The 19166-nt window shown below is 70.6% G+C and carries 15 protein-coding genes and 1 pseudogene; 15 read left to right on the plus strand and 1 reads right to left on the minus strand.

What is annotated here, in order from left to right; translation table 11 throughout:
• Positions 1–10 precede the first annotated feature (10 nt).
• The 15 genes and pseudogenes from ABZ624_RS12010 to ABZ624_RS12080 all read left to right on the plus strand — a co-directional run bounded on the left by ABZ624_RS12010 (position 11) and on the right by ABZ624_RS12080 (position 17616).
• Entirely contained in the window at positions 11–1432 is a 1422-nt protein-coding gene (locus ABZ624_RS12010; protein WP_360085777.1) for a DEAD/DEAH box helicase, read from the plus strand.
• Positions 1433–1565: 133 nt separating this feature from the next.
• Positions 1566–2957 carry a RodZ domain-containing protein gene (locus ABZ624_RS12015; protein ID WP_360085780.1) on the plus strand — a complete coding sequence of 464 codons (1392 nt, stop codon included), beginning with the start codon at positions 1566–1568 and terminating at the stop codon, positions 2955–2957.
• A gap of 339 nt (positions 2958–3296) precedes the next feature.
• A pseudogene (locus tag ABZ624_RS12020) lies at positions 3297–3558 on the plus strand (hypothetical protein); the annotation flags it as partial.
• Positions 3559–3574: 16 nt separating this feature from the next.
• The gene (locus tag ABZ624_RS12025) at positions 3575–4588 is read left to right on the plus strand and encodes a hypothetical protein (RefSeq protein WP_360086080.1); all 1014 of its coding nucleotides are present in this window, start codon (positions 3575–3577) and stop codon (positions 4586–4588) included.
• Positions 4589–4951: 363 nt separating this feature from the next.
• Complete coding sequence (locus ABZ624_RS12030) at positions 4952–5317, plus strand: IclR family transcriptional regulator C-terminal domain-containing protein (protein ID WP_360085783.1); 366 nt, start codon at positions 4952–4954, stop codon at positions 5315–5317.
• Between the two features lie 99 nt (positions 5318–5416).
• The gene (locus tag ABZ624_RS12035) at positions 5417–6322 is read left to right on the plus strand and encodes a LysR family transcriptional regulator (protein WP_360086055.1); all 906 of its coding nucleotides are present in this window, start codon (positions 5417–5419) and stop codon (positions 6320–6322) included.
• 155 nt (positions 6323–6477) lie between these two features.
• Positions 6478–7647, plus strand: a complete 1170-nt coding sequence (locus ABZ624_RS12040; protein WP_360085786.1) for a CoA transferase — start codon at positions 6478–6480, stop codon at positions 7645–7647.
• A 26-nt stretch (positions 7648–7673) separates the two neighbouring features.
• The gene (locus tag ABZ624_RS12045) at positions 7674–8447 is read left to right on the plus strand and encodes a crotonase/enoyl-CoA hydratase family protein (protein ID WP_360085789.1); all 774 of its coding nucleotides are present in this window, start codon (positions 7674–7676) and stop codon (positions 8445–8447) included.
• A 20-nt stretch (positions 8448–8467) separates the two neighbouring features.
• Complete coding sequence (locus tag ABZ624_RS12050) at positions 8468–9223, plus strand: acetoacetate decarboxylase (protein WP_360085792.1); 756 nt, start codon at positions 8468–8470, stop codon at positions 9221–9223.
• A complete protein-coding gene (locus tag ABZ624_RS12055) occupies positions 9220–10212 on the plus strand; it encodes a 3-hydroxyacyl-CoA dehydrogenase NAD-binding domain-containing protein (protein ID WP_360085795.1) in 993 nt (330 codons plus the stop codon). Before ABZ624_RS12050 ends, ABZ624_RS12055 begins: the two co-directional genes overlap by 4 nt.
• Entirely contained in the window at positions 10209–11432 is a 1224-nt protein-coding gene (locus ABZ624_RS12060; protein ID WP_360085798.1) for an acyl-CoA dehydrogenase family protein, read from the plus strand. The genes ABZ624_RS12055 and ABZ624_RS12060 overlap by 4 nt, the downstream gene beginning before the upstream one ends.
• A 241-nt stretch (positions 11433–11673) precedes the next feature.
• Positions 11674–13137 (plus strand): AMP-binding protein, encoded by a 1464-nt coding sequence (locus ABZ624_RS12065; RefSeq protein WP_360085801.1) that lies wholly within the window; start codon positions 11674–11676, stop codon positions 13135–13137.
• A 21-nt stretch (positions 13138–13158) separates the two neighbouring features.
• The gene (locus ABZ624_RS12070) at positions 13159–14910 is read left to right on the plus strand and encodes a DUF3556 domain-containing protein (protein ID WP_360085804.1); all 1752 of its coding nucleotides are present in this window, start codon (positions 13159–13161) and stop codon (positions 14908–14910) included.
• Positions 14903–16318 (plus strand): NAD(P)/FAD-dependent oxidoreductase, encoded by a 1416-nt coding sequence (locus ABZ624_RS12075; protein ID WP_360085807.1) that lies wholly within the window; start codon positions 14903–14905, stop codon positions 16316–16318. Before ABZ624_RS12070 ends, ABZ624_RS12075 begins: the two co-directional genes overlap by 8 nt.
• The gene (locus tag ABZ624_RS12080; RefSeq protein ID WP_360085810.1) at positions 16315–17616 is read left to right on the plus strand and encodes a helix-turn-helix domain-containing protein; all 1302 of its coding nucleotides are present in this window, start codon (positions 16315–16317) and stop codon (positions 17614–17616) included. Before ABZ624_RS12075 ends, ABZ624_RS12080 begins: the two co-directional genes overlap by 4 nt.
• 21 nt (positions 17617–17637) lie before the next feature.
• On the opposite strand, the gene adh is transcribed toward ABZ624_RS12080, so the two are convergent.
• On the minus strand, positions 17638–19161 hold the full coding sequence (gene adh, locus ABZ624_RS12085; RefSeq protein ID WP_360085813.1) for an aldehyde dehydrogenase: 1524 nt from the start codon (positions 19159–19161) through the stop codon (positions 17638–17640).
• Between the last annotated feature and the right edge of the window lie 5 nt (positions 19162–19166).

Genomic DNA, 19166 nt, shown 5'->3' on the forward strand with positions numbered 1-19166 from the left:
AAGGCTCTCTGTGAGCGAATCAGCACATGCCGATGCCCGGCAGCAGGACGATGTGTCCGAGGTGTCGGACGCCACTTCGGCAGTGCCCATGGCGGCGTCCTTCGCCCAGCTGGGGTTGCCGGCCGAGGTTCTGCGGGTGCTCGATGAGCACGGTGTGACTGTGCCCTTCCCCATCCAGGCGGCGGCGCTGCCGAACGCGCTCGCGGGACGGGACGTCCTGGGCCGGGGCCGCACAGGATCCGGCAAGACGCTCGCCTTCGGCCTGGGGATGCTCGTCCGGACGGCCGGGCGGCGCGCGCAGCCGAAAGAGCCGCTGGCGCTCGTTCTGGTACCCACCAGGGAGCTGGCGCAGCAGGTCGGTGAGGCGCTCACCCCGTACGCCGAGGCGCTGCGGCTGCGGCTCGCGACCGTGGTGGGCGGAGTGTCCATCGGACGGCAGGCCGCCGTGCTGCGGGATGGCGCCGAGATCGTCATCGCCACGCCCGGTCGGCTGCACGACCTCATCGAGCGCAAGGGCTGCCGACTCGGACGGGTGCGCATCGCGGTCCTGGACGAGGCCGACCAGATGTGTGACATGGGGTTCCTGCCGCAGGTCACCGAAATCCTGGACCAGGTGCGTCCCGACGGGCAGCGGATGCTGTTCTCCGCCACCCTCGACCGCGACGTCGACCAGCTGGTGCAGCGCTACCTGCGCGACCCCGCCGTCCACTCCGTGGACCCCTCGTCCAGCGCGGTCTCCGCGATCGAGCACCATGTCTTCGTCGTGCACGGCCCGGACCGGTACGCCGTGACCACGGAGATCGCCGCTCGGGACGGCCGCGTCCTGCTGTTCCTGGACACCAAGCACGGCGTCGACCAGCTCACGCGGCATCTGCGGGCCAGCGGCGTGGCCGCCGCCGCCCTGCACAGCGGGAAGTCCCAGCCGCAGCGCACCCGGACCCTGGCCCAGTTCAAGAACGGGCAGGTCACCGCGCTGGTAGCGACGAACGTCGCCGCGCGCGGCCTGCACGTCGACGACCTCGACCTCGTGGTCAACGTCGACCCGGCCACCGACCCGAAGGACTATCTGCACCGCGCGGGCCGCACGGCCCGGGCCGGCCGCTCCGGCACCGTCGTGACACTCGTCCTGTCGGGGCAGCGCCGTGAGACGAGCCAGGTCATGGCGGACGCCGACGTCGCCCCCAAGGTCACCAAAGTGCGGTCCGGCGAGGCGGAGCTGAGCCGGATCACCGGCGCCAAGGCCCCCTCCGGAAAGCTTCTCGACGGCGAGCCGGCTGTACCGCGCCCCAAGAACCACAACGCCCCGTTCCGCGGTCTGGGCAGCACCAAGGACGCGAAGGGCGGCTCCGGCGGCAGGTCGTCCCGCAAGAGCAGCGAGGCCCGCCGGCTCGCGGAGGCCCGCAAGGCGGCCCGGGTGCGGCGCGGCGGCTGAGACCGGCTTCCCGGACTGCCGGGCGGTGTCTTCGTCTACGCTGCTGGACGGATACGCGGGGCCGGAGACCGGCCGGGGTGCACCGGACGGCGTCACGGACGGGTGACCGGGCGCAGGGGGAGGCGTGCAGGCGATGGAGAACGGCGCGGACCTGCCACGGCGGATCGGTGTCTACACCGTCGAGCGAGAGCTGGGCGCGGGCGGCATGGGGACGGTCTACCTCGCCCGGTCACGGGGCGGTCGGGCCGTCGCGGTCAAGGTGGCCCGCCCCGAACTGGCGGCCGACCCGCACTTCCGTGAACGGTTCCGCGCAGAGGTCGAGGCCGCCCGCAGAGTGGGCGGTTTCCACACGGCTCCGGTCGTGGACGCCGATCCCGACGCGGAGGCGCCCTGGCTGGCCACCGCGTACATCCCCGGGCCCACGCTCGCCGAGCTGATCGAGCGTCAAGGACCCATGAAAATACATCAGTTGAGGTCTCTCGGGGCAGCGCTGGCCGAGGCGCTCCAAGCCGTCCACGCCTGCGGGCTCGTACACCGGGATCTGAAGCCGGGCAACATCATCATGGCCGACGACGGCCCACGTGTCCTCGACTTCGGCATCGCGCGGGCCGTGGAGTCCACCCGGCTGACCGCCACCGGGGCGGCCTTCGGCACTCCCGGATACCTCGCGCCCGAGCAGGCGCAAGGGCACGAAGTCGGCGGTGCCGCCGATGTGTTCGCGCTCGGGGCCGTACTCGTCGCGGCGGCCGGAGGCAGCGCGTTCGGCACTGGCACGCCCATGGGGCTGATGTACCGGTCGGTGCACGAGCCCGCGGATCTCTCCGCGCTGCCGGTGGAGTTGCGGTCGCTGGTCGCCGCCTGCCTCTCCAAGGATCCGGCCGGCCGTCCCACGCCCGAGGCGCTCCTGAGCTCGCTCGGGCCGGACCCGAACCCGAGCCCGGACCCGAACAACACACTCGCTCTCGCCACCCCTGACCGGCCGCGCGTCGCACCGCCGGTCCCGGTCGACCCTCCCGCCGGTCCCGGCCGCGTCGACGAACCTCTCCGGCGCACCCCGGCCGCACCCTCGCGTACGCCCCGCGTGATCATCCTGCTGATCGTGGCCGCGGCCGTGACGAGCGCGCTCGTGGGCGGCATCGTCGCCCTCACACGGCAAGGGGACGACAACAAGGCCGGCGGCCCCTCCGCCATCGCCTCGCATGCCCGGCGGGCCACGTCGCGAACTTCCGCTCCGCCGTCCACGCCCGCATCGTCCCGGGTGAGCGCAGCCCCCAAGGACCGGGTCACGGTCGTGGTGACCGCCAAGAGCGGGCGGAGCTGGATCTCGGCGAAGGACCACAACGGCCACATTCTGTTCGACGGACTGCTGGACAACGGCGAGACCAAGAACTTCACGGACAAGTTCCAGATCACCCTGGTCCTTGGCGATGCCTCCGACCTCCAGCTTGTCGTCAACGGCAAGGAGGTCCCGAACGACTTCCAGCCCGGCCAGGTCGAACGCCTCACCTACGGCAGAAGCGACTAGATGTACTGACCCGCAGGGTTGTTGACGCGGCTGATGAGCGGGTGCCCGCCGAGCGCGGTGCGGCAGCGGCGGTTGCAGGTGCGGAGGAAGTCCGCCATCCGCTCGTGGCTGACTTCGAGACCGATCGTTCGCGGAGCGTACGAAAGCTCCAGGCACACACGGTTTGGCCGCGGCAGAAGGCGGTCACTGTGCCGGTGGGGCGGCCGTCGGGCGTGTGGACGAGACCGTCGCTGCGGCTACGCTTCCACCGGCGCAGCCGATGATGAGCATGGCAGGGGAGACGGTGAGCCGACCACTACTGTTCCTCGGTGTCGGCGGCCCCCTCGACTCTTACGCGGCCTCGGCCTTCCCGAACTCCCCTTCGTCGACTTCGGTGACGTCTTGCTCCAAGACCGCCCCGACGGAGTTCACTGGAAGACTGCTCCCCTGGTGGACTACGCCAACGGTCGCCCCTTCGCGTGGGCGGACGACGAACAGAGCGACCTGGACCAGGCGTACGTGACCACCCGCCACCGCGCACGTGGCCTTCTGCACCGTCAGCCCGCGGCTCGGACTGCGCGAGGATGACTTCCGGACTCTTGCCGACTTCGCCCGTTCTTTGGGGTGTCGGCCTGCCCATGTCCCCGGTCGGCGCTCTCGGCGCCGTGGCGGACGGGCGGCCCTGCGTCCTCGTCGTGGACCAGCTCGACGCAGTCAGCATGGCGTCACGACGCATCCCGGAAACCTTCGACGCGGTGGCCGACCTGGCGGACGAGGCTACGGCACATCCCGGCATGCGGGTGGTCCTGGCCTGCCGCACGTTCGACGCTGATGCCGACGCCCGCATCCGTAGGCTCACCGCCCTGGACCACTGCACACGCGTCACGGTCGGGTCGCTCTCCGACGCCCAGGTCGACACCGCCCTCACCCGGATGGGCCTGGACACCTCCGTACTGGCCCCGCCGCAGAGGGCGTTGCTGCGCACACCGCTGCATCTCGTCCTCCTGGCCCAGGTCGCGGACCAGGAGGAGGCGCTCCTCCTCCGCACCACCCGGCAGCTTTTCGACGCCTTCTGGGACACCAGACAGGAGGAGTGTGTCCGGCGTCCGTCCGTGCGTTTCCACGACGCGGTCTCGGCCGTTGTCGCCGCCATGAGTGCGCGCCAGCGGCTGTCCGTGCCGTACAGCGTGCTCGACACGGACGACCTCGCTGTCAGCCGGAAGGTACTGGAGTCGGAACACGTCTTTGTGCGCGACGGCCGTCAGTTGTCCTTCTTCCACGAGAGCTTCTTCGACTACGCCTTCGCCCGCGACTGGCTCCGGCGCGAAGAGAGCCTGGTCGCCTTCCTCACTGGCGGGGAGCAGGAGATGTTCCGCCGCGGACAGCTTCAGCAGGTGCTCGAACACCTGCGGGATTCCGACCCGGAACGGTTCGCCGAGGAGGTCGAGGCGCTGCTGATCAGCCCGGACATCCGCTACCACCTCAAGCACCTGACCCTGGCCGTGCTGCGCGGCCTGGACGCTCCCACCGCCACCGAGTGGGGCACCGTCGCCCGTGTGCTGGACACGCACCCGCCCTTCCGTGACCGCCTCGTCGACATGCTCGGCACGCCCGCCTGGTTCCGTCGCGGAGACGACGAAGGAGTCTTCTAGAACTGGCTCGTCAGCGCCGACACCAGAGAACAGGACTGGGCGGCAAGGCTGTTGGGGGCGGTCGCCCATGCCCTGCCCGACCGGGTGGCCCGCCTTCTGGAACCGCACGCCGCTGACCCCAGGTACGGTGCGTGGCTGATCCGGATCGTTTCCCACGCCCGCCTCGCCGGAAGCCGACCGCTCTTCGAACTCCTGCTCGACGGCGTGCGGGCGGGCCTCTTCACCGACGCCGAACACTCCCTCTGGGTTCTTCGGGCTGTAGGAGCAAAATGTTCTTCGTCCGCTGGCGGTACCCGTGGGGCGAAAGCCCTGGCCAGGGGACATGGGCTGTTCAGCCATGGGTGCGGTCGACTCGGACCGTGCATGGCCCGGACGCCGGACCCGCCGTCCTCGGTCTGGCATGCGCAGCTTGTCCTCCGTGACGTGCACGGCGTCGTGCGGTCGGCGTGGGGAAGCGCACACCTCTTCCATCTCGAGCGGGTCCACGCCTCCGGCGTGGCCGTCGAGGTGGGGGAGTTCCAAGGCGGCCTCTCCTGCCTGGCCGCCCCCGTTTTCGACGCGGGCGGGAGGGTCGCGGGTGCCGTGGCCACCTCCGTCCCCGTGGAGCTGTTCGAACAGCGGCAGTCGCAGCTCCAGAACGCCGTGCGCGTCGGTGCCGCCCGCGTCTCACGTCTGATCGCCGCCACTGTGTCATCCCAGGCCGGCGGGTGCCCGACTCGCCCGTCATGACCCGAGGCTGGACGTCCTCCTCTGCGTCCGTGCGTCCGGAACCGGAACTGTTCGTCCAGCCCTGCCGGAACATGCCCGGGTAGGGTGACGGCTGTGGACATGCTGCACCTGCGTTACTTCGTCGCCGTGGCTGAGGAGCTCAACTTCTCGCAGGCGGCGCGCAGACTGCACATGGCGGCCTCTCCGCTGAGCCAGCGGGTCAAGGACCTCGAACGCGAACTCGGCCACGAGCTCTTCGAGCGCACCACCCACCGGGTCGATCTGACCCCGGCGGGCGCCGCCCTGCTGCCGATGGCGCGCGACATCCTGGAGCGGGTCAACTCGATCCCGTGGCGGCTGAGCGAGGCGGTGCGCCCGCGGCTGGAGAGGCTGTTCATCGGGATGCCCGCCGGAGTGCATCCGCTGCTGCGGGAGCGGGTCCGGCTGCTGGAGGACGACTGCCGGGGGGTGTGCGAACTCAAGCGCTGGCCCGGGACGTCCGCGGACCTGGCGGACGCGGTGCACGACGGCAGGCTGGCGATGGCGCTGGCCCGGCTGCCGGTCTCCGATCCGGCGTTGGAGATCATCGAGGTGATGCACGAGGTGCTGGGTGCAGCGGTCCCGGCCGACCGGTTCTCGGGGCGGGCGTCCGTCACCCTGCAGGAGCTGGCCGACCTGTCGTATGTCGCGACATCGAACGACGCCACCCCGGCCTATTTCGAGGAAATCGACGCCCGGCTGAATTCGGCCGGCGTGAAGAAAAGAATTCGCGTAAAAATGGCGGACTATTCCGGAAGTTCGGAACTGATTTCGTCCGGTATCGCGTTTTCGATGACCATGCTCTCACCGGAGAGCCCCATGCATCTGTACCGGCTGGACAATGTGGCCGTGCTGCCCGTCGAGGACTTCCAACCCACCCTGGCCACGGGCCTGTTGTTCCGCAGTGACCGGGCGGGCGCCGACGGTGACCTGAGCGGCGTCGCCGCCCGGGCCCGGCAGATCTTCGACGAGGTCATCACCGTCTGACCGATTTCCAGCAACCCCTTCCGTGGCATGCTGGAGTGGGTGTGACCGCTCCGGTCATACCGTTGTTCGCCAGTTGATCATTCCCTTTCAGGCTGCTCACGCATAACGTCGCCGGTGGAAACATTCACCATGCAATTACTGCGTGAACAGGAGTGATGATGGACATCACGGCCACCGGTATCACAGGTCCGCTGGACGGCGTGCGGGTCATCGACCTGTCAACGGTGGTGATGGGGCCCTACGCGGCGCAGATCCTGGGCGACCTCGGCGCCGACGTCATAAAGATCGAGTCCCCGTCCGACACGGTACGGGTGGGCCCCTATCGCACCACACCCGGCATGACCCCGCTCAACCTCAACGTCAACCGCAACAAGCGCAGCGTGGGGCTGAACCTCAAGGACGACACCGACCGCGCACAGGCCCTCGAACTGATCGACAGCGCCGACGTGCTGGTCACCAACATGCGCCCGGGCGCGCTCGCCCGCCTCGGCCTCGGCCACGCCGACATCGCCGCCCGCAACCCCGGCCTCGTCTACGCCCACGCCCAGGGGTTCCGCAGCGACTCCGACCGGGCCGGCAACGCGGCCTACGACGAGACCGTGCAGGCCGCCTCCGGCCTGGTGGACGTCACCAACCGGGCGCTGGGCACCCCGGCGTACCTGCCGACGATCATCGGCGACAAGGTCTGCGCGCTGACCATCGTCTACTCGGTGCTCGCCGCGCTGGTCCACCGCGAACGCACCGGCGCCGGTCAGCACATCGAGATCCCGATGACCGACACACTCATCGCCTTCAACCTCGTCGAGCACCTGGCGGGGCACGTTTTCGAGCCGCCGGAGGGCCCCACCGGCTTCCCGCTGTCGATGAAGAAGGGGCACCGCGCGGTACCCACCAAGGACGGCCTCGCCTGCGTCATGCCGTACAACCCGCAGAACTTCCGCGACTTCTTCCTCGCCGCCGACCGTGCCGACCTGGCCGCGGACCCCCGCGTCAACGGCGACTCCATCGCCGACGACGACGTCGACGCGCTGATGGAGCTGGTGGGGGAGTGCTCGCCGAGCCTGAGCACCGAGGAGTGGACGCGGGTCTGCGCCAAGCACAGCATCCCGATGGCACCCGTGCTCGAACTCGAGCGGGCCGCCGAGGACCCGTACGTGCGCAGCGGCCGGCTGCTCGACGTGGTGAACCACCCCAGCGAGGGTGCCATCCGCTCGGTCGGCATCCCGGTGCGGTTCTCCGGCACCCCGGCATCGGTCCGCAGGCTCGCCCCGCTGCCCGGCCAGCACACCGAAGAGGTCCTCCAGGAACTCGCCGCAAACCGCTGACCGACCGCAGAGCAAGGACTCACACCATGCACAGCACCACAAGCGAGGTACGGACCGGGACCATCGGTTCATCCCTGCTCATCACCATCGACCGGCCGAAGGCGCGCAACGCGGTCAACGCGGCCGTCGCCGCCGGACTGTCCGCGGCCCTCGACCAGCTGGAGGCGGACCCGGGCCTGCGGGTCGGCGTGCTCACCGGCGCCGGCGGCACGTTCAGCGCCGGGATGGACCTCAAGGCCGCACTGGCCGGTGAGTCGCCCGAGACCCCGGGACGCGGCTTCGGCGGACTCACCCGGGCCCGGACGACCAAGCCGCTGATCGCCGCCGTGGAGGGCTGGGCCATGGGAGGCGGCTTCGAACTGGCCCTGGGCTGCGACCTCGTCATCGCCGCGGGCGACGCCCGGTTCGGCCTCCCCGAGGTCGGCCGCGGGCTGATCGCGGCGGGCGGCGGGGTGATCCGGCTGCCCAAGCGCATCCCCTACCACCTGGCGATGGAACTGCTGCTGACCGGCGAACCGGTCACCGGCGAGCGGGCCGGCCGGCTCGGCATCGCCAACCGTGTCGTGCCGTCCGGTCGGACCGTCGAGACCGCACTGCAACTGGCCGAGCGGATCGCGCAGAACGCCCCGCTGGCCCTGGCCGCCGTCAAGGAACTCGTCCGCGCCGCCGACGGCACGCCGGAGGAGGAGGCATTCGCTGTGCAGGGGCGGCAGATGGCCCTCCTCGCGGCCTCCGCCGACGTGCGCGAGGGCATGACCGCCTTCACCGAGCGCCGCTCCCCGGTCTGGCAGGGCCGGTAGGACCCGAGGGAGAACACCTCATGCATCAGCACGACGTACCCCGGCACATCGCGACGCCGCTCGCCAACCCGGCCTACCCGCCGGTCGTGCCGCGCTTCACCCACCGCGAGTACCTCAACATCGTCTACCGCACCGACCACGAGGCCCTGCGCGCCGTCGTGCCCGAACCGCTGGAGATCGACGAGCCCCTGGTGCGCTTCGAGATCATGCGCATGGGCGACGTCAGCGGCTACGGGCCGTACACCGAGTCCGGCCAGGCGATCGAGGTCCGCTACGAGGGCGAGCGGGGCGAATACCTGCACGCGATGTACCTGGACAACCTCCCGGCCATCGCATCCGGCCGCGAGGCCGGCGCCTACCCCAAGACCGCCGGATCACCCGCCCTCTACATCGACCACGGAGCGCTCGTCGGCGTCCTCGACGTCGGCACGCTGCGGGTGGCGACCGCGACGATGGGCTACAAGCACTACGAACTGTCCGTCGAGGAGGCCGTGGCTCAGGTCGGCGTGCCGACCTACATGCTGAAGCTGGTCCCCGGCTTCGACGGGGCGCCGCAGGTCGCGCAGTTGGTACGCACCGAGATCAGCGACATCACGGTGAAGGGCGCCTGGACCGGCCCCGCCCGGCTGCAGCTCTTCGAGCACGTGCTGGCACCGCTGGCCGATCTGCCCGTGCGCGAGATCGTCTCCGCCAGCCACATCCTGACCGACCTGACCCTGGCCCCGGTCAAGCCCGTCCACGACTACCTGGCCCACCCCGCCCGCCCCGTGCGGTGAACGCGGCCACGGACGCAGAAGGAACACATGTGATGACCAAGCCATTCACCACCGCCGCCGTGGTCGGCGCCGGAACGATCGGACTGTCCTGGGCCGCACTCTTCGCCGGCCACGGCATGCGGGTACGCGTCACCGACCCGCGGCCGGACCTGGCCGAGGCGGTCGCCGAGGCGCTCGACCGGGCGGCCGGCCAGCTGACCGCGCAGGGCCTGGACGTGCACGGCCTCGCCCAACGGGTGCTGATCGCCGACGACCTCGCCGACGCGGTGCGCGACGCCGACGTCGTGCAGGAGAACGGGCCGGAGAACGTCGGCTTCAAGCGCGAGTTGTTCACCACCCTGGTCGGCGCCGCTCCCGCACACGCGCTGCTGCTCAGCTCCTCCTCGGCGATCCCTGCCACCGCGTTCACCGACACCATCGAGGACGCCGGCCGGATCCTGATCGGCCACCCCTTCAACCCACCGCACCTCGTGCCCCTGGTGGAGGTGGTGCCCGGGGAGCGCACCTCGGAGGAGAGCGTGGCGCGGGCCGTGGAGTTCTACCGCTTCGTCGGCCGGGTCCCGGTCGTGGAACGCAAGGAGATCCCCGGCTTCGTCGGCAACCGCCTGCAGAACGCCCTCAGCCGGGAGGCGATCCACCTGGTCGAGCAGGGCGTCGTCAGCCCGGCGGAGCTGGACACCGTGGTGGTGAACTCGCTCGGCCTGCGCTGGGCGACAGTGGGACCGTTCCTCGGTGCACACCTGGGCGGCGGCCCCGGTGGCTATCGGCACATGGCCGAGCACATCGGCGTGTCGATGCAGGAGATGTGGGACTCGCTCGGCCGCCCGGAGCAGAGCCCCGAACAGACCGAACGGCTCGTCACGGCCGTTGAGGACGCCTACGGCTCCCGCTCCTACGCCGACCTGGCCCAGGAACGCGACGTCAAGCAGATCGCCGTGCTGTCCGCCCTGGACAGCGCCACCAGCCCGGAGAAGGAGACCCGGTCATGACCGCCCTGCTGCCCGAAAAGGCATCCGCCAAGGCTTCCGTCGACGAGCGGTTGGCCGCGGACTTCTACGACGTCGAGTCGCTGCTGCCCCCGCACGAGCGCGAACTACTGCTGCGAGCACGGGCTTTCATGCGCACCGAGGTCAAGCCGCTGGTCAACGAGTACTGGGCCAAAGGGGAGTTCCCCCGCGAGCTCATCGACAGGTTCCGCGAGCTGGGACTCGCAGGCGTCCCCTACGAGGGGTACGGCGATCCCCTGCCGGCCGGAAGCAACCTGCTGGTCGGCATGCTGTCGATGGAGTACACCCGCACCGACGCCTCCAGCGCCACCTTCTTCGGCGTGCACAGCGGCCTGGCGATGTACAGCATCTACCGGGGCGGCGACCAGGAGCAACGGGACCGCTGGCTGCCCTCCATGGCCGCGCTGGACACCATCGGCGCCTTCGCCATGACCGAACCGCTCGGCGGCTCCGACGTGGCCGGAGGCATGCGCACCACCGCCCGCTGGGACGGTGAGAACTGGGTGCTCAACGGCGCCAAGCGGTGGATCGGCAACGCCACCTTCGCCGACCTGGTGGTGGTCTGGGCCCGCGACGAGGCGGACGGCAAGGTCAAGGGCTTCGTGGTCGAGAAGGGCACGCCGGGTTTCTCGCCGGTGAAGATCGAGAACAAGATCGCGTTTCGGATCGTCGAGAACGCCGAGATCACCCTGACCGACGTCAAGGTGCCCGAGTCCCACCGACTGCAGCGGATCAACTCCTTCCGCGATGTGGCGGAGATCCTCCGTGCCACCCGCAGCGGCGTCGCCTGGCAGGCCCTGGGCGTGATGATCGGCGCGTACGAGCTGGCGCTGGACTACGCCAAGGAACGCAGGCAGTTCGGCCGCCCGATCGCACGGTTCCAGATGGTGCAGGACCTGCTGGTCAAGAGCCTCGGCAACATCACCGCCTGCTGGGGCATGCTGGTCCAGCTCGCGCGGCTGCAGGACGCCGGCGTCTTCCGTGACGAGCACTCCTCGCTGGCGAAGGCGTTCGTCACCTCGCGGATGCGCGAGGTGGTGGCGTGGTGCCGGGAGATCTTCGGCGGCAACGGCATCGTGCTCGACTACGACATCGCCCGGTTCTTCGCGGACGCCGAGGCCATCTACTCGTTCGAAGGCACCCGCGAGATGAACACGCTCATCGTCGGCAAGGCGGTCACCGGCGAGAGCGCCTTCGTCTGACCGCGCTCCCCACAACCCCGCGCCGGCCCCGAGTGAACCGCACCTCGGCGCCGGCGCGGACCAGTGCGGACGCCCGGACCCTGCCGCACCCTTGTGCGCACCGCACAAGGGTCGCCTCGAGCGTCGTCGCCCGCGCCCATGGGCCGAGAGCACCGCCGATTCGTACCGTCTCTCCTCACGTACCGGACATCCGTGTCTCGTCGGGACGCCCACTCCGCCCGACGTACTTCGAGGAGCCGACATGCACATCGCGGAACTGCCGGATCTGCGGGCCCAACAGGCCCCGGACGGCCCCTGTATAGCTGACGAGGCGTCAGTCATGAACAACGTGGCGTTCGCGCGCCGGGTCCGCCGGGCCGCGACGGCACTGCGGGACCGAGGCGTCGGGCGCGGCGACGTGGTGGCCCTGCTGCTGCCCAACACGGCCGATTTCGTCGTCGCGCTGTTCGCCGCCTGGCGGCTCGGCGCGGCGGTGACGCCGGTCAATCCGGCGCTCACCGAGGCAGAGGTGCGCTACCAGCTGGGCGACGCCGATGCCACGGTGGTCGTCACCGCCGACCCGTCGCCGCTCGCCCGGACGCTGACCGTGGCCGAGCTGGCCGCAGGGCCCCAGGACTCGTCTGCACCGGAGTCGGACGCGGACGCGCTCGCCTTGCTGATCTACACCAGCGGCAGCACCGGGCGCCCCAAGGGCGTGATGCTCGACCACGCCAACGTCGCCGCCATGGCAGGCATGATGATCGACGCCGCCCGGTTGTCCGAGGCCGACCACAGCCTGCTGATCCTGCCCCTCTTCCACGTCAATGGGATCGTGGTCGGCACGCTGTCCCCCCTCCTGGCCGGCGGGCGGGTCACGGTGGCCGGGAGGTTCCGGGCCGAGAGCTTCTTCGACCTGGTCGCCGCGGTCCGCCCGACCTGTTTCTCCGCGGTCCCGGCGATCTACTCGATGCTCGCCGAACTACCGGACGGAGTAGGGCCCGACACCTCGTCGCTGCGGTTCGCCGCCTGCGGAGCGGCCCCGATGCCGCCCGCGCTCATCGAGCGGTTCGAGCACCGCTACGGCATCCCGATCCTGGAGGGCTACGGGCTGTCCGAGGGCACCTGCGCCTCCACCACCAACCCGCTGGACGGCCCGCGCAAGCCCGGCACGGTCGGACTGCCGCTCCCGGGCCAGCAGGTCGCCGTGATGGACCCGCAGGGCAGGATCGTCCCGGCGGGGAAGACCGGTGAGGTGGTCGTCCGGGGGCCCAACGTGATGCGCGGCTATCTGGGCCGTCCGGAGGAGACCGCCCGCACCGTGGTCGACGGCTGGCTGCACACCGGCGACGTCGGCCGCTTCGACGAGGACGGCTATCTGGGCCTGGTCGACCGCATCAAGGACATGATCATCCGGGGCGGCGAGAACATCTACCCCAAGGAGGTCGAAACCGTGCTAGGCGACCACCCCGATGTCCTCGAGACAGCCGTGGTGGGCGCCGCCGACCAGCGGCTCGGTGAAGTGCCGGTCGCCTTCGTGGCGCTGCGCCCGGGCGCGGCGGCCGACGCCGACGATCTGCTCGACCACTGCCGGGCCCGGCTGGCCACGTTCAAGGTGCCCACCGGGATCCACTTCGTCGACCGACTGCCCAGGAATCCCGTCGGCAAGACGGACAAGCCCGCGCTGCGGGCCAGGACGACCGCCGTCACCGTCCCCACCGCCGGCTGACCGCAGAACGGAAGGGCAGTCATGGGATTCCTCGCACCGAACACGGCGAACGTCGACATACAGCAGTGGCGCACCCGCCCCTACCAGCAACGCATCAGGCCGCTGGCCGAGCACTGGGCCACGCACGGCTTCGGCACCCCCGGCATCGTGCACCTGCTGTACCTGACGAAGATCACCGCGTACGCACTCGGCGGCATCGCGGTCGTCTTCGCGACTCCCGGCGTCGGCGGCATCGCGGACTTCGGTTCCTGGTGGGCGGAACCGATCGTCTACCAGAAACTCGTCGTCTGGACGCTCCTGTGGGAGGTGCTGGGCCTGGGCTGCGGCTCGGGCCCGCTCAGCTCGCACTTCCTGCCCCCGGTCGGCGCCTTCCTGCATTGGCTGCGCCCGGGCACCGTACGGCTGCCGCCGTGGCCGGGGAGAGTTCCGTTCACCTCGGGGACGCGGCGGACGGCTGCCGATGCGACGCTGTACCTGGCGCTGCTGGGCGCGGCGGTGTGGCTGCTGTGCTCACCGGCCGAGGCGGGCAATCCGGGCGCGGCCGGCGTGCTGGCTCCCTGGCGCGTCGCCGTGGTCGCGGCGCTGCTCGCGCTGCTCGGGCTGCGTGACAAGACCGTCTTCCTCGCAGCCCGCGCGGAGCACTACGGACTGACGCTGCTGGTCTTCCTCTTCCCGGTGAGCGACATGACCGCCGCACTGAAACTGGTCATGCTCGCCCTGTGGTGGGGCGCCGCATCCTCCAAGCTCAACCGCCACTTCCCGTTCGTGGTGGCGGTGATGATCAGCAACAGCCCGCTGCGCCCGGCCTGGTTCAAGCGCCGGCTGTACCGGCACCACCCCGACGATCTCAGGCCGTCCGCTCTCGCCGCCGCGGCCGCGCACGGCGGCACGGTCATCGAGTACGTGGTGCCCCTGGTCCTGGTGCTTAGCCAGGGCGGTACCGTCACCACGATCGCTCTGGCCGTGATGGTCGCCTTCCATCTGCACATCATGTCGACCTTCCCGATGGGGGTCCCGCTGGAGTGGAACGTCTTCTTCATCTACTCGGCGCTCGTCCTCTTCGGCCACGACGCGGCGGTCGGCGCCTTCACCCTGCACTCCGCGCTGCTGGTCGCGGTGCTGGTGCTGAGCCTGGTGGTGGTCCCGGTGATGGGCCATGTCCGCCCCGATCTGGTGTCGTTCCTCCCCTCGATGCGCTACTACGCCGGCAACTGGGCCACCAGCCTGTGGTGCTTCCGCAGGGGCACCGAGCAGCGGCTCAACGAGCACATCGTCAAGGCGTCCGGTCTGCCCGTCGACCAGCTCACCCGCCTGTACGGTGCCGAGGCCGCCGAACTGGTGCTGCACCAGGGGCTGGCCTGGCGGGCGATGCACACCCACGGCCGCGCGCTGTCCGGGCTGTTGCCGCGGGCCGTGGACGACGTGGAGGCCTACGATGTGCGGGAGGGCGAGACGGTGGCGGGAGCGGTCCTCGGATGGAACTTCGGCGACGGCCATCTGCACAACGAGGAGCTGGTGGCCGCCGTACAGCAGCGGTGCGGCTTCGCGCCGGGTGACCTGCGCGTCGTCGTGCTGGAGTCCCAGCCGACCCACCGGCAGCGCCAGCACTACCGCATAGTCGACGCGGCGAGCGGCCTGATCGAGGAGGGCCATGTGAAAGTAGGGGAGATGGTGACCCGGCAGCCCTGGCTCGACGACGAGGCGCCCGCGATCCCCGTCGAGCCCGTCGCGCCCCCGCGACCGGCGACCGAGGTGGCGGCGGCACATGAGTGACGCGATCGTGGTGGGGGCCGGCCCGAACGGGCTGGCCGCCGCCGTCGCCCTGGCCCAGCGGGGGCTGAAGGTGACCGTCCTGGAGGCCGCCGACGAGATCGGTGGCGGCACCCGGAGCGGCGAACTGACCCTTCCGGGTCTGCTCCACGACCACTGCTCCGCGGTACATCCGCTGGGCGTCGGCTCGCCGTTCCTGCGGACCCTCGACCTGGAGCGGTACGGCGTCGCATGGGCGTGGCCCGAGGTCGATCTGGCCCACCCACTGGACGGCGGGCGGGCCGGAGTGCTCTTCCGCTCCGTGGAGCGGACCGTGCACGGTCTGGGCGCGGACGGCCCGGCCTGGGAGCGACTGTTCGCCCCGCTGGCCGGTGACTTCGACGCGCTCACCGAGGACGTGCTGCGCCCGGTGCCCCGTCTGCCCGCCCATCCGGTGACGCTGGCCCGGTTCGGACTCCGTGCGCTCCAGCCGGCCACGGCGGTGGCCCGGCGCTGGCGCACCGACGAAGCCAGGGCGCTGTTCGCGGGGGCCGCGGCGCATCTGATGTATCCCCTGACCGGGCCGGCCAGTTCCGCGGTCGGGCTGATGCTCATCGGCTCCGCCCACCGCTTCGGCTGGCCGGTCGCCCGCGGCGGGTCGCGGACCATCACCGACGCCCTGGCCGCACTGCTCGCCGAGCTCGGCGGAACCATTGAGACGGGGGTGCGGGTGGACACCCTCGCCGAACTCGGCCCCGCCCGGATCGTGATGCTGGACACCACGCCCGGCGCCGCGGCGCGCATCTGCGGCGACCGGCTGCCCGGCCGGGTACGCCGGGCCTACCTCGGCTGGCAGCACGGCCCGGCGGCGTTCAAGGTGGACCTCGCCGTCCAGGGCGGCATTCCCTGGACTCACGAGGCGTGCCGCCGGGCGGGCACCGTGCACCTGGGCGGCACCCTGGAGGAGGTCGTCCGTACGGAGGCGCAGACCGCCGCCGGGCGGATGCCCGAGCGCCCGTTCGTCCTGGTCGGCCAGCAGTACCTCGCCGACCCCGGCCGCTCACGCGGCGACGTCCACCCGGTCTGGGCCTACGCGCACGTCCCGCACGGCTACCCCGGTGACGCGACCGAGGCGGTACTGCGCCAGATCGAGCGGTTCGCACCGGGCGTCCGGCAGCGGATCGTGGCGATCTCGGTGCGCTCCACCGCCGAACTGGCCCGCTACAACGCGAACTTCGTCGGCGGCGACATCGTCGGCGGCGCCAACACCGCACGGCAGGTCGCCCTGCGCCCCCGGACGGCCCTGGACCCCTACAGCACCGGCATCCCCGGCGTCTACCTGTGCTCGGCGGCCACCCCGCCCGGCGCCGGGGTACACGGCATGTGCGGGGCGAACGCAGCCCGTTCCGCGCTGCGGTACCTGGGCCGATGACCGGCTCCCCCGTGGAACCCCCGAGGGACGGGGCACAGGATCCGGTCGTCCTCGCGGCCCAGGTGATGCAGGCGCGCCGGGACGACTTCATCGCCCAGCTGGTGGCCACCACCGAGGCGGAGATCTCCCAGCTGGAACACGACGCGGCGCTGCGCGGGCTCCTGGAAGCGAGCATCACCGAGAACATCGTCACAGCCGTACACGTCATCATCAACGGCATCGACCCGCAGACCGTGGACGCCCCCGCCTCGGCCGTGTCCTACGCCCGCCGTCTCGCCCAGCGGGACGTTCCGCTCTCGGCCCTTCTGCGCGCTTACCGCCTCGGCCATGCGCAGAGCCTGGACCTCGTTCTCGGCGAGGCCGTCCGGCTGGAGCTGCCGGACCCGGCCGGCACCGTCATCAAACTGGTCAGCCTCACCTCGGCCTTTCTGGACCGGATCTGCGACCAGATCGGCCGTGTGTACGAGCAGGAGCGCGAACGCTGGGTGGGCAGTCGCCGCGTGCTGCGCCAGTACTGGGTCAACCAGCTCCTCGACAATCCCCGGATCGATCTGCGGCAGGCCGAGGCCGCTCTCGACTACCGGCTGTCCGGCACCCATGTGGCCGTCGAGGGCTGGTGCTGCGACACCGCGGATATCACCGACCCCGCCGCCGTCTTCGACCGGCTGACCTCGCTGCTGTACACCGTCCTGCACGCCCAGGGGCGCCCCCTGCTGGTCCAGACCGACGAGGCGGACGCCCGTATCTGGCTCGCCGTCAGGCCCGGCTGCCCCGTCGACCCCGACACGGTTGCCACCGAACTGGCCGACGCCGCGCTACCGGTGCGGGTCGCCCTCGGCGTCGTCCGCCAGGGACTCGACGGCTTCCGCCGCAGCACCCGTGCCGCCGCCCGCGCAAAGGCACTCGCCCTGTCCGCCGGACCGAGCGCTCCCCGCGTGGTCGCCTTCGCCCGCGTCGCCCCTGTCGCCCTCCTGGCAGACGAGCCCGGCCAACTGGCCGACTTCGTCTCCGACACTCTCGGCGACCTTGCCGTCGATGATCCCCGCCGCGAACTCCTTCGCGAGACGCTCCGCGTCTTCCTCTCCACCAATCGCAGCTACGCCGCCACCGCGGACCAGCTGTTGGTCCACCGCAACACCGTCCACTACCGCGTCCAGCGTGCCGTCGACCACTACCACCTCGACCTCGACGCCAACGCCTTCGACCTCCACTTCGCCCTCGACGTCTGCCGCTGGCACGGGGCGAAGGTCCTGCGACGCGGTGCGAACGGAAGGACGCCAGACGGGCATCTGCCCTGATCAGGCGCCCTTTTCTCGTGTCTAGAAGAAGCCGAGCTTCTTCGGCGAGTACGAGACGAGAAGGTTCTTGGTCTGCTGGTAGTGCTCCAGCATCATCTTGTGTGTCTCACGGCCGATCCCGGACTGCTTGTAGCCGCCGAACGCCGCGTGCGCCGGGTAGGCGTGGTAGCAGTTGGTCCACACGCGGCCCGCCTGGATCGCACGGCCGGCGCGGTAGGCGGTGGTGGCGTCCCGGGTCCAGACGCCCGCGCCGAGACCGTACAGCGTGTCGTTGGCCATCTTTATGGCGTCGTCGAAGTCGTCGAAGGAGGTCACCGAGACGACCGGGCCGAAGATCTCCTCCTGGAAGATCCGCATGCGGTTGTCACCCTCGAAGATGGTCGGCTGGACGTAGTAGCCGCCCTTCAGCTCGCCGTCGTACTCGACGCGTTCGCCGCCGGTGAGCACCTTCGCGCCCTCCTGCCGGCCGATGTCCAGATAGGAGAGGATCTTCTCCAGCTGGTCGTTGGAGGCCTGGGCGCCGATCATCGTGTCGGTGTCGAGCGGGTGCCCCGGCTTGATCTGCCGCGTCCGTTCGACCGCGGCCTGCAGGAACTCGGCGTAGTGGCCGCGCTGGATCAGTGCCCGGGACGGGCAGGTGCAGACCTCGCCCTGGTTGAGCGCGAACATGGTGAAGCCCTCGAGGGCCTTGTCGCGGAAGTCGTCGTCGTGCGCCCACACGTCGTCGAAGAAGATGTTCGGCGACTTGCCCCCGAGTTCCAGGGTGACCGGCTTGATGTTCTCGGAGGCGTACTGCATGATCAGCCGCCCGGTCGTGGTCTCCCCGGTGAACGCGACCTTCGCCACGCGCGGGCTGGACGCCAGCGGCTTGCCCGCCTCCACGCCGAAGCCGTTGACGATGTTCAGCACACCCGGCGGCAGCAGATCCGCGATCAGGCCGACCCAGTAGTGGATGGAGGCCGGGGTCTGCTCGGCGGGCTTGAGGACGACCGCGTTGCCCGCGGCGAGCGCCGGCGCGAGCTTCCACGCCGCCATCAGGATCGGGAAGTTCCACGGGATGATCTGTGCGACGACCCCGAGCGGCTCGTGGAAGTGGTACGCCACCGTGTCGTCGTCGATCTCGCCGAGCGAGCCCTCCTGTGCCCGGATCGCCCCCGCGAAGTAGCGGAAGTGGTCGATCGCCAGCGGGATGTCGGCCGCCAGCGTCTCCCGCACCGGCTTGCCGTTCTCCCAGCTCTCGGCGACTGCGAGGGATTCGAGGTTGGCCTGCATACGGTCGGCGATCTTCAGCAGGATGTCGCTGCGGTCCGCGACCGACGTACGGCCCCACCCCGGCGCGGCCTCGTGTGCCGCGTCCAGCGCCCGTTCGACGTCCTCCGCCGTGCCGCGCGCGATCTCGGTGAACGGCTGTCCGTTGACCGGCGACGGGTTCTCGAAGTACTGCCCGCGTATCGGCGGCACGTACGCGCCGCCGATGAAGTGGTCGTAGCGCGCCTGGTAGGAGACGATCGCGCCTTCGGCGCCCGGCGCCGCGTAACGAGTCATGCTGG

The organism is Streptomyces sp. NPDC007205 (genome assembly GCF_040634095.1).
GTDB lineage: Bacteria > Actinomycetota > Actinomycetes > Streptomycetales > Streptomycetaceae > Streptomyces.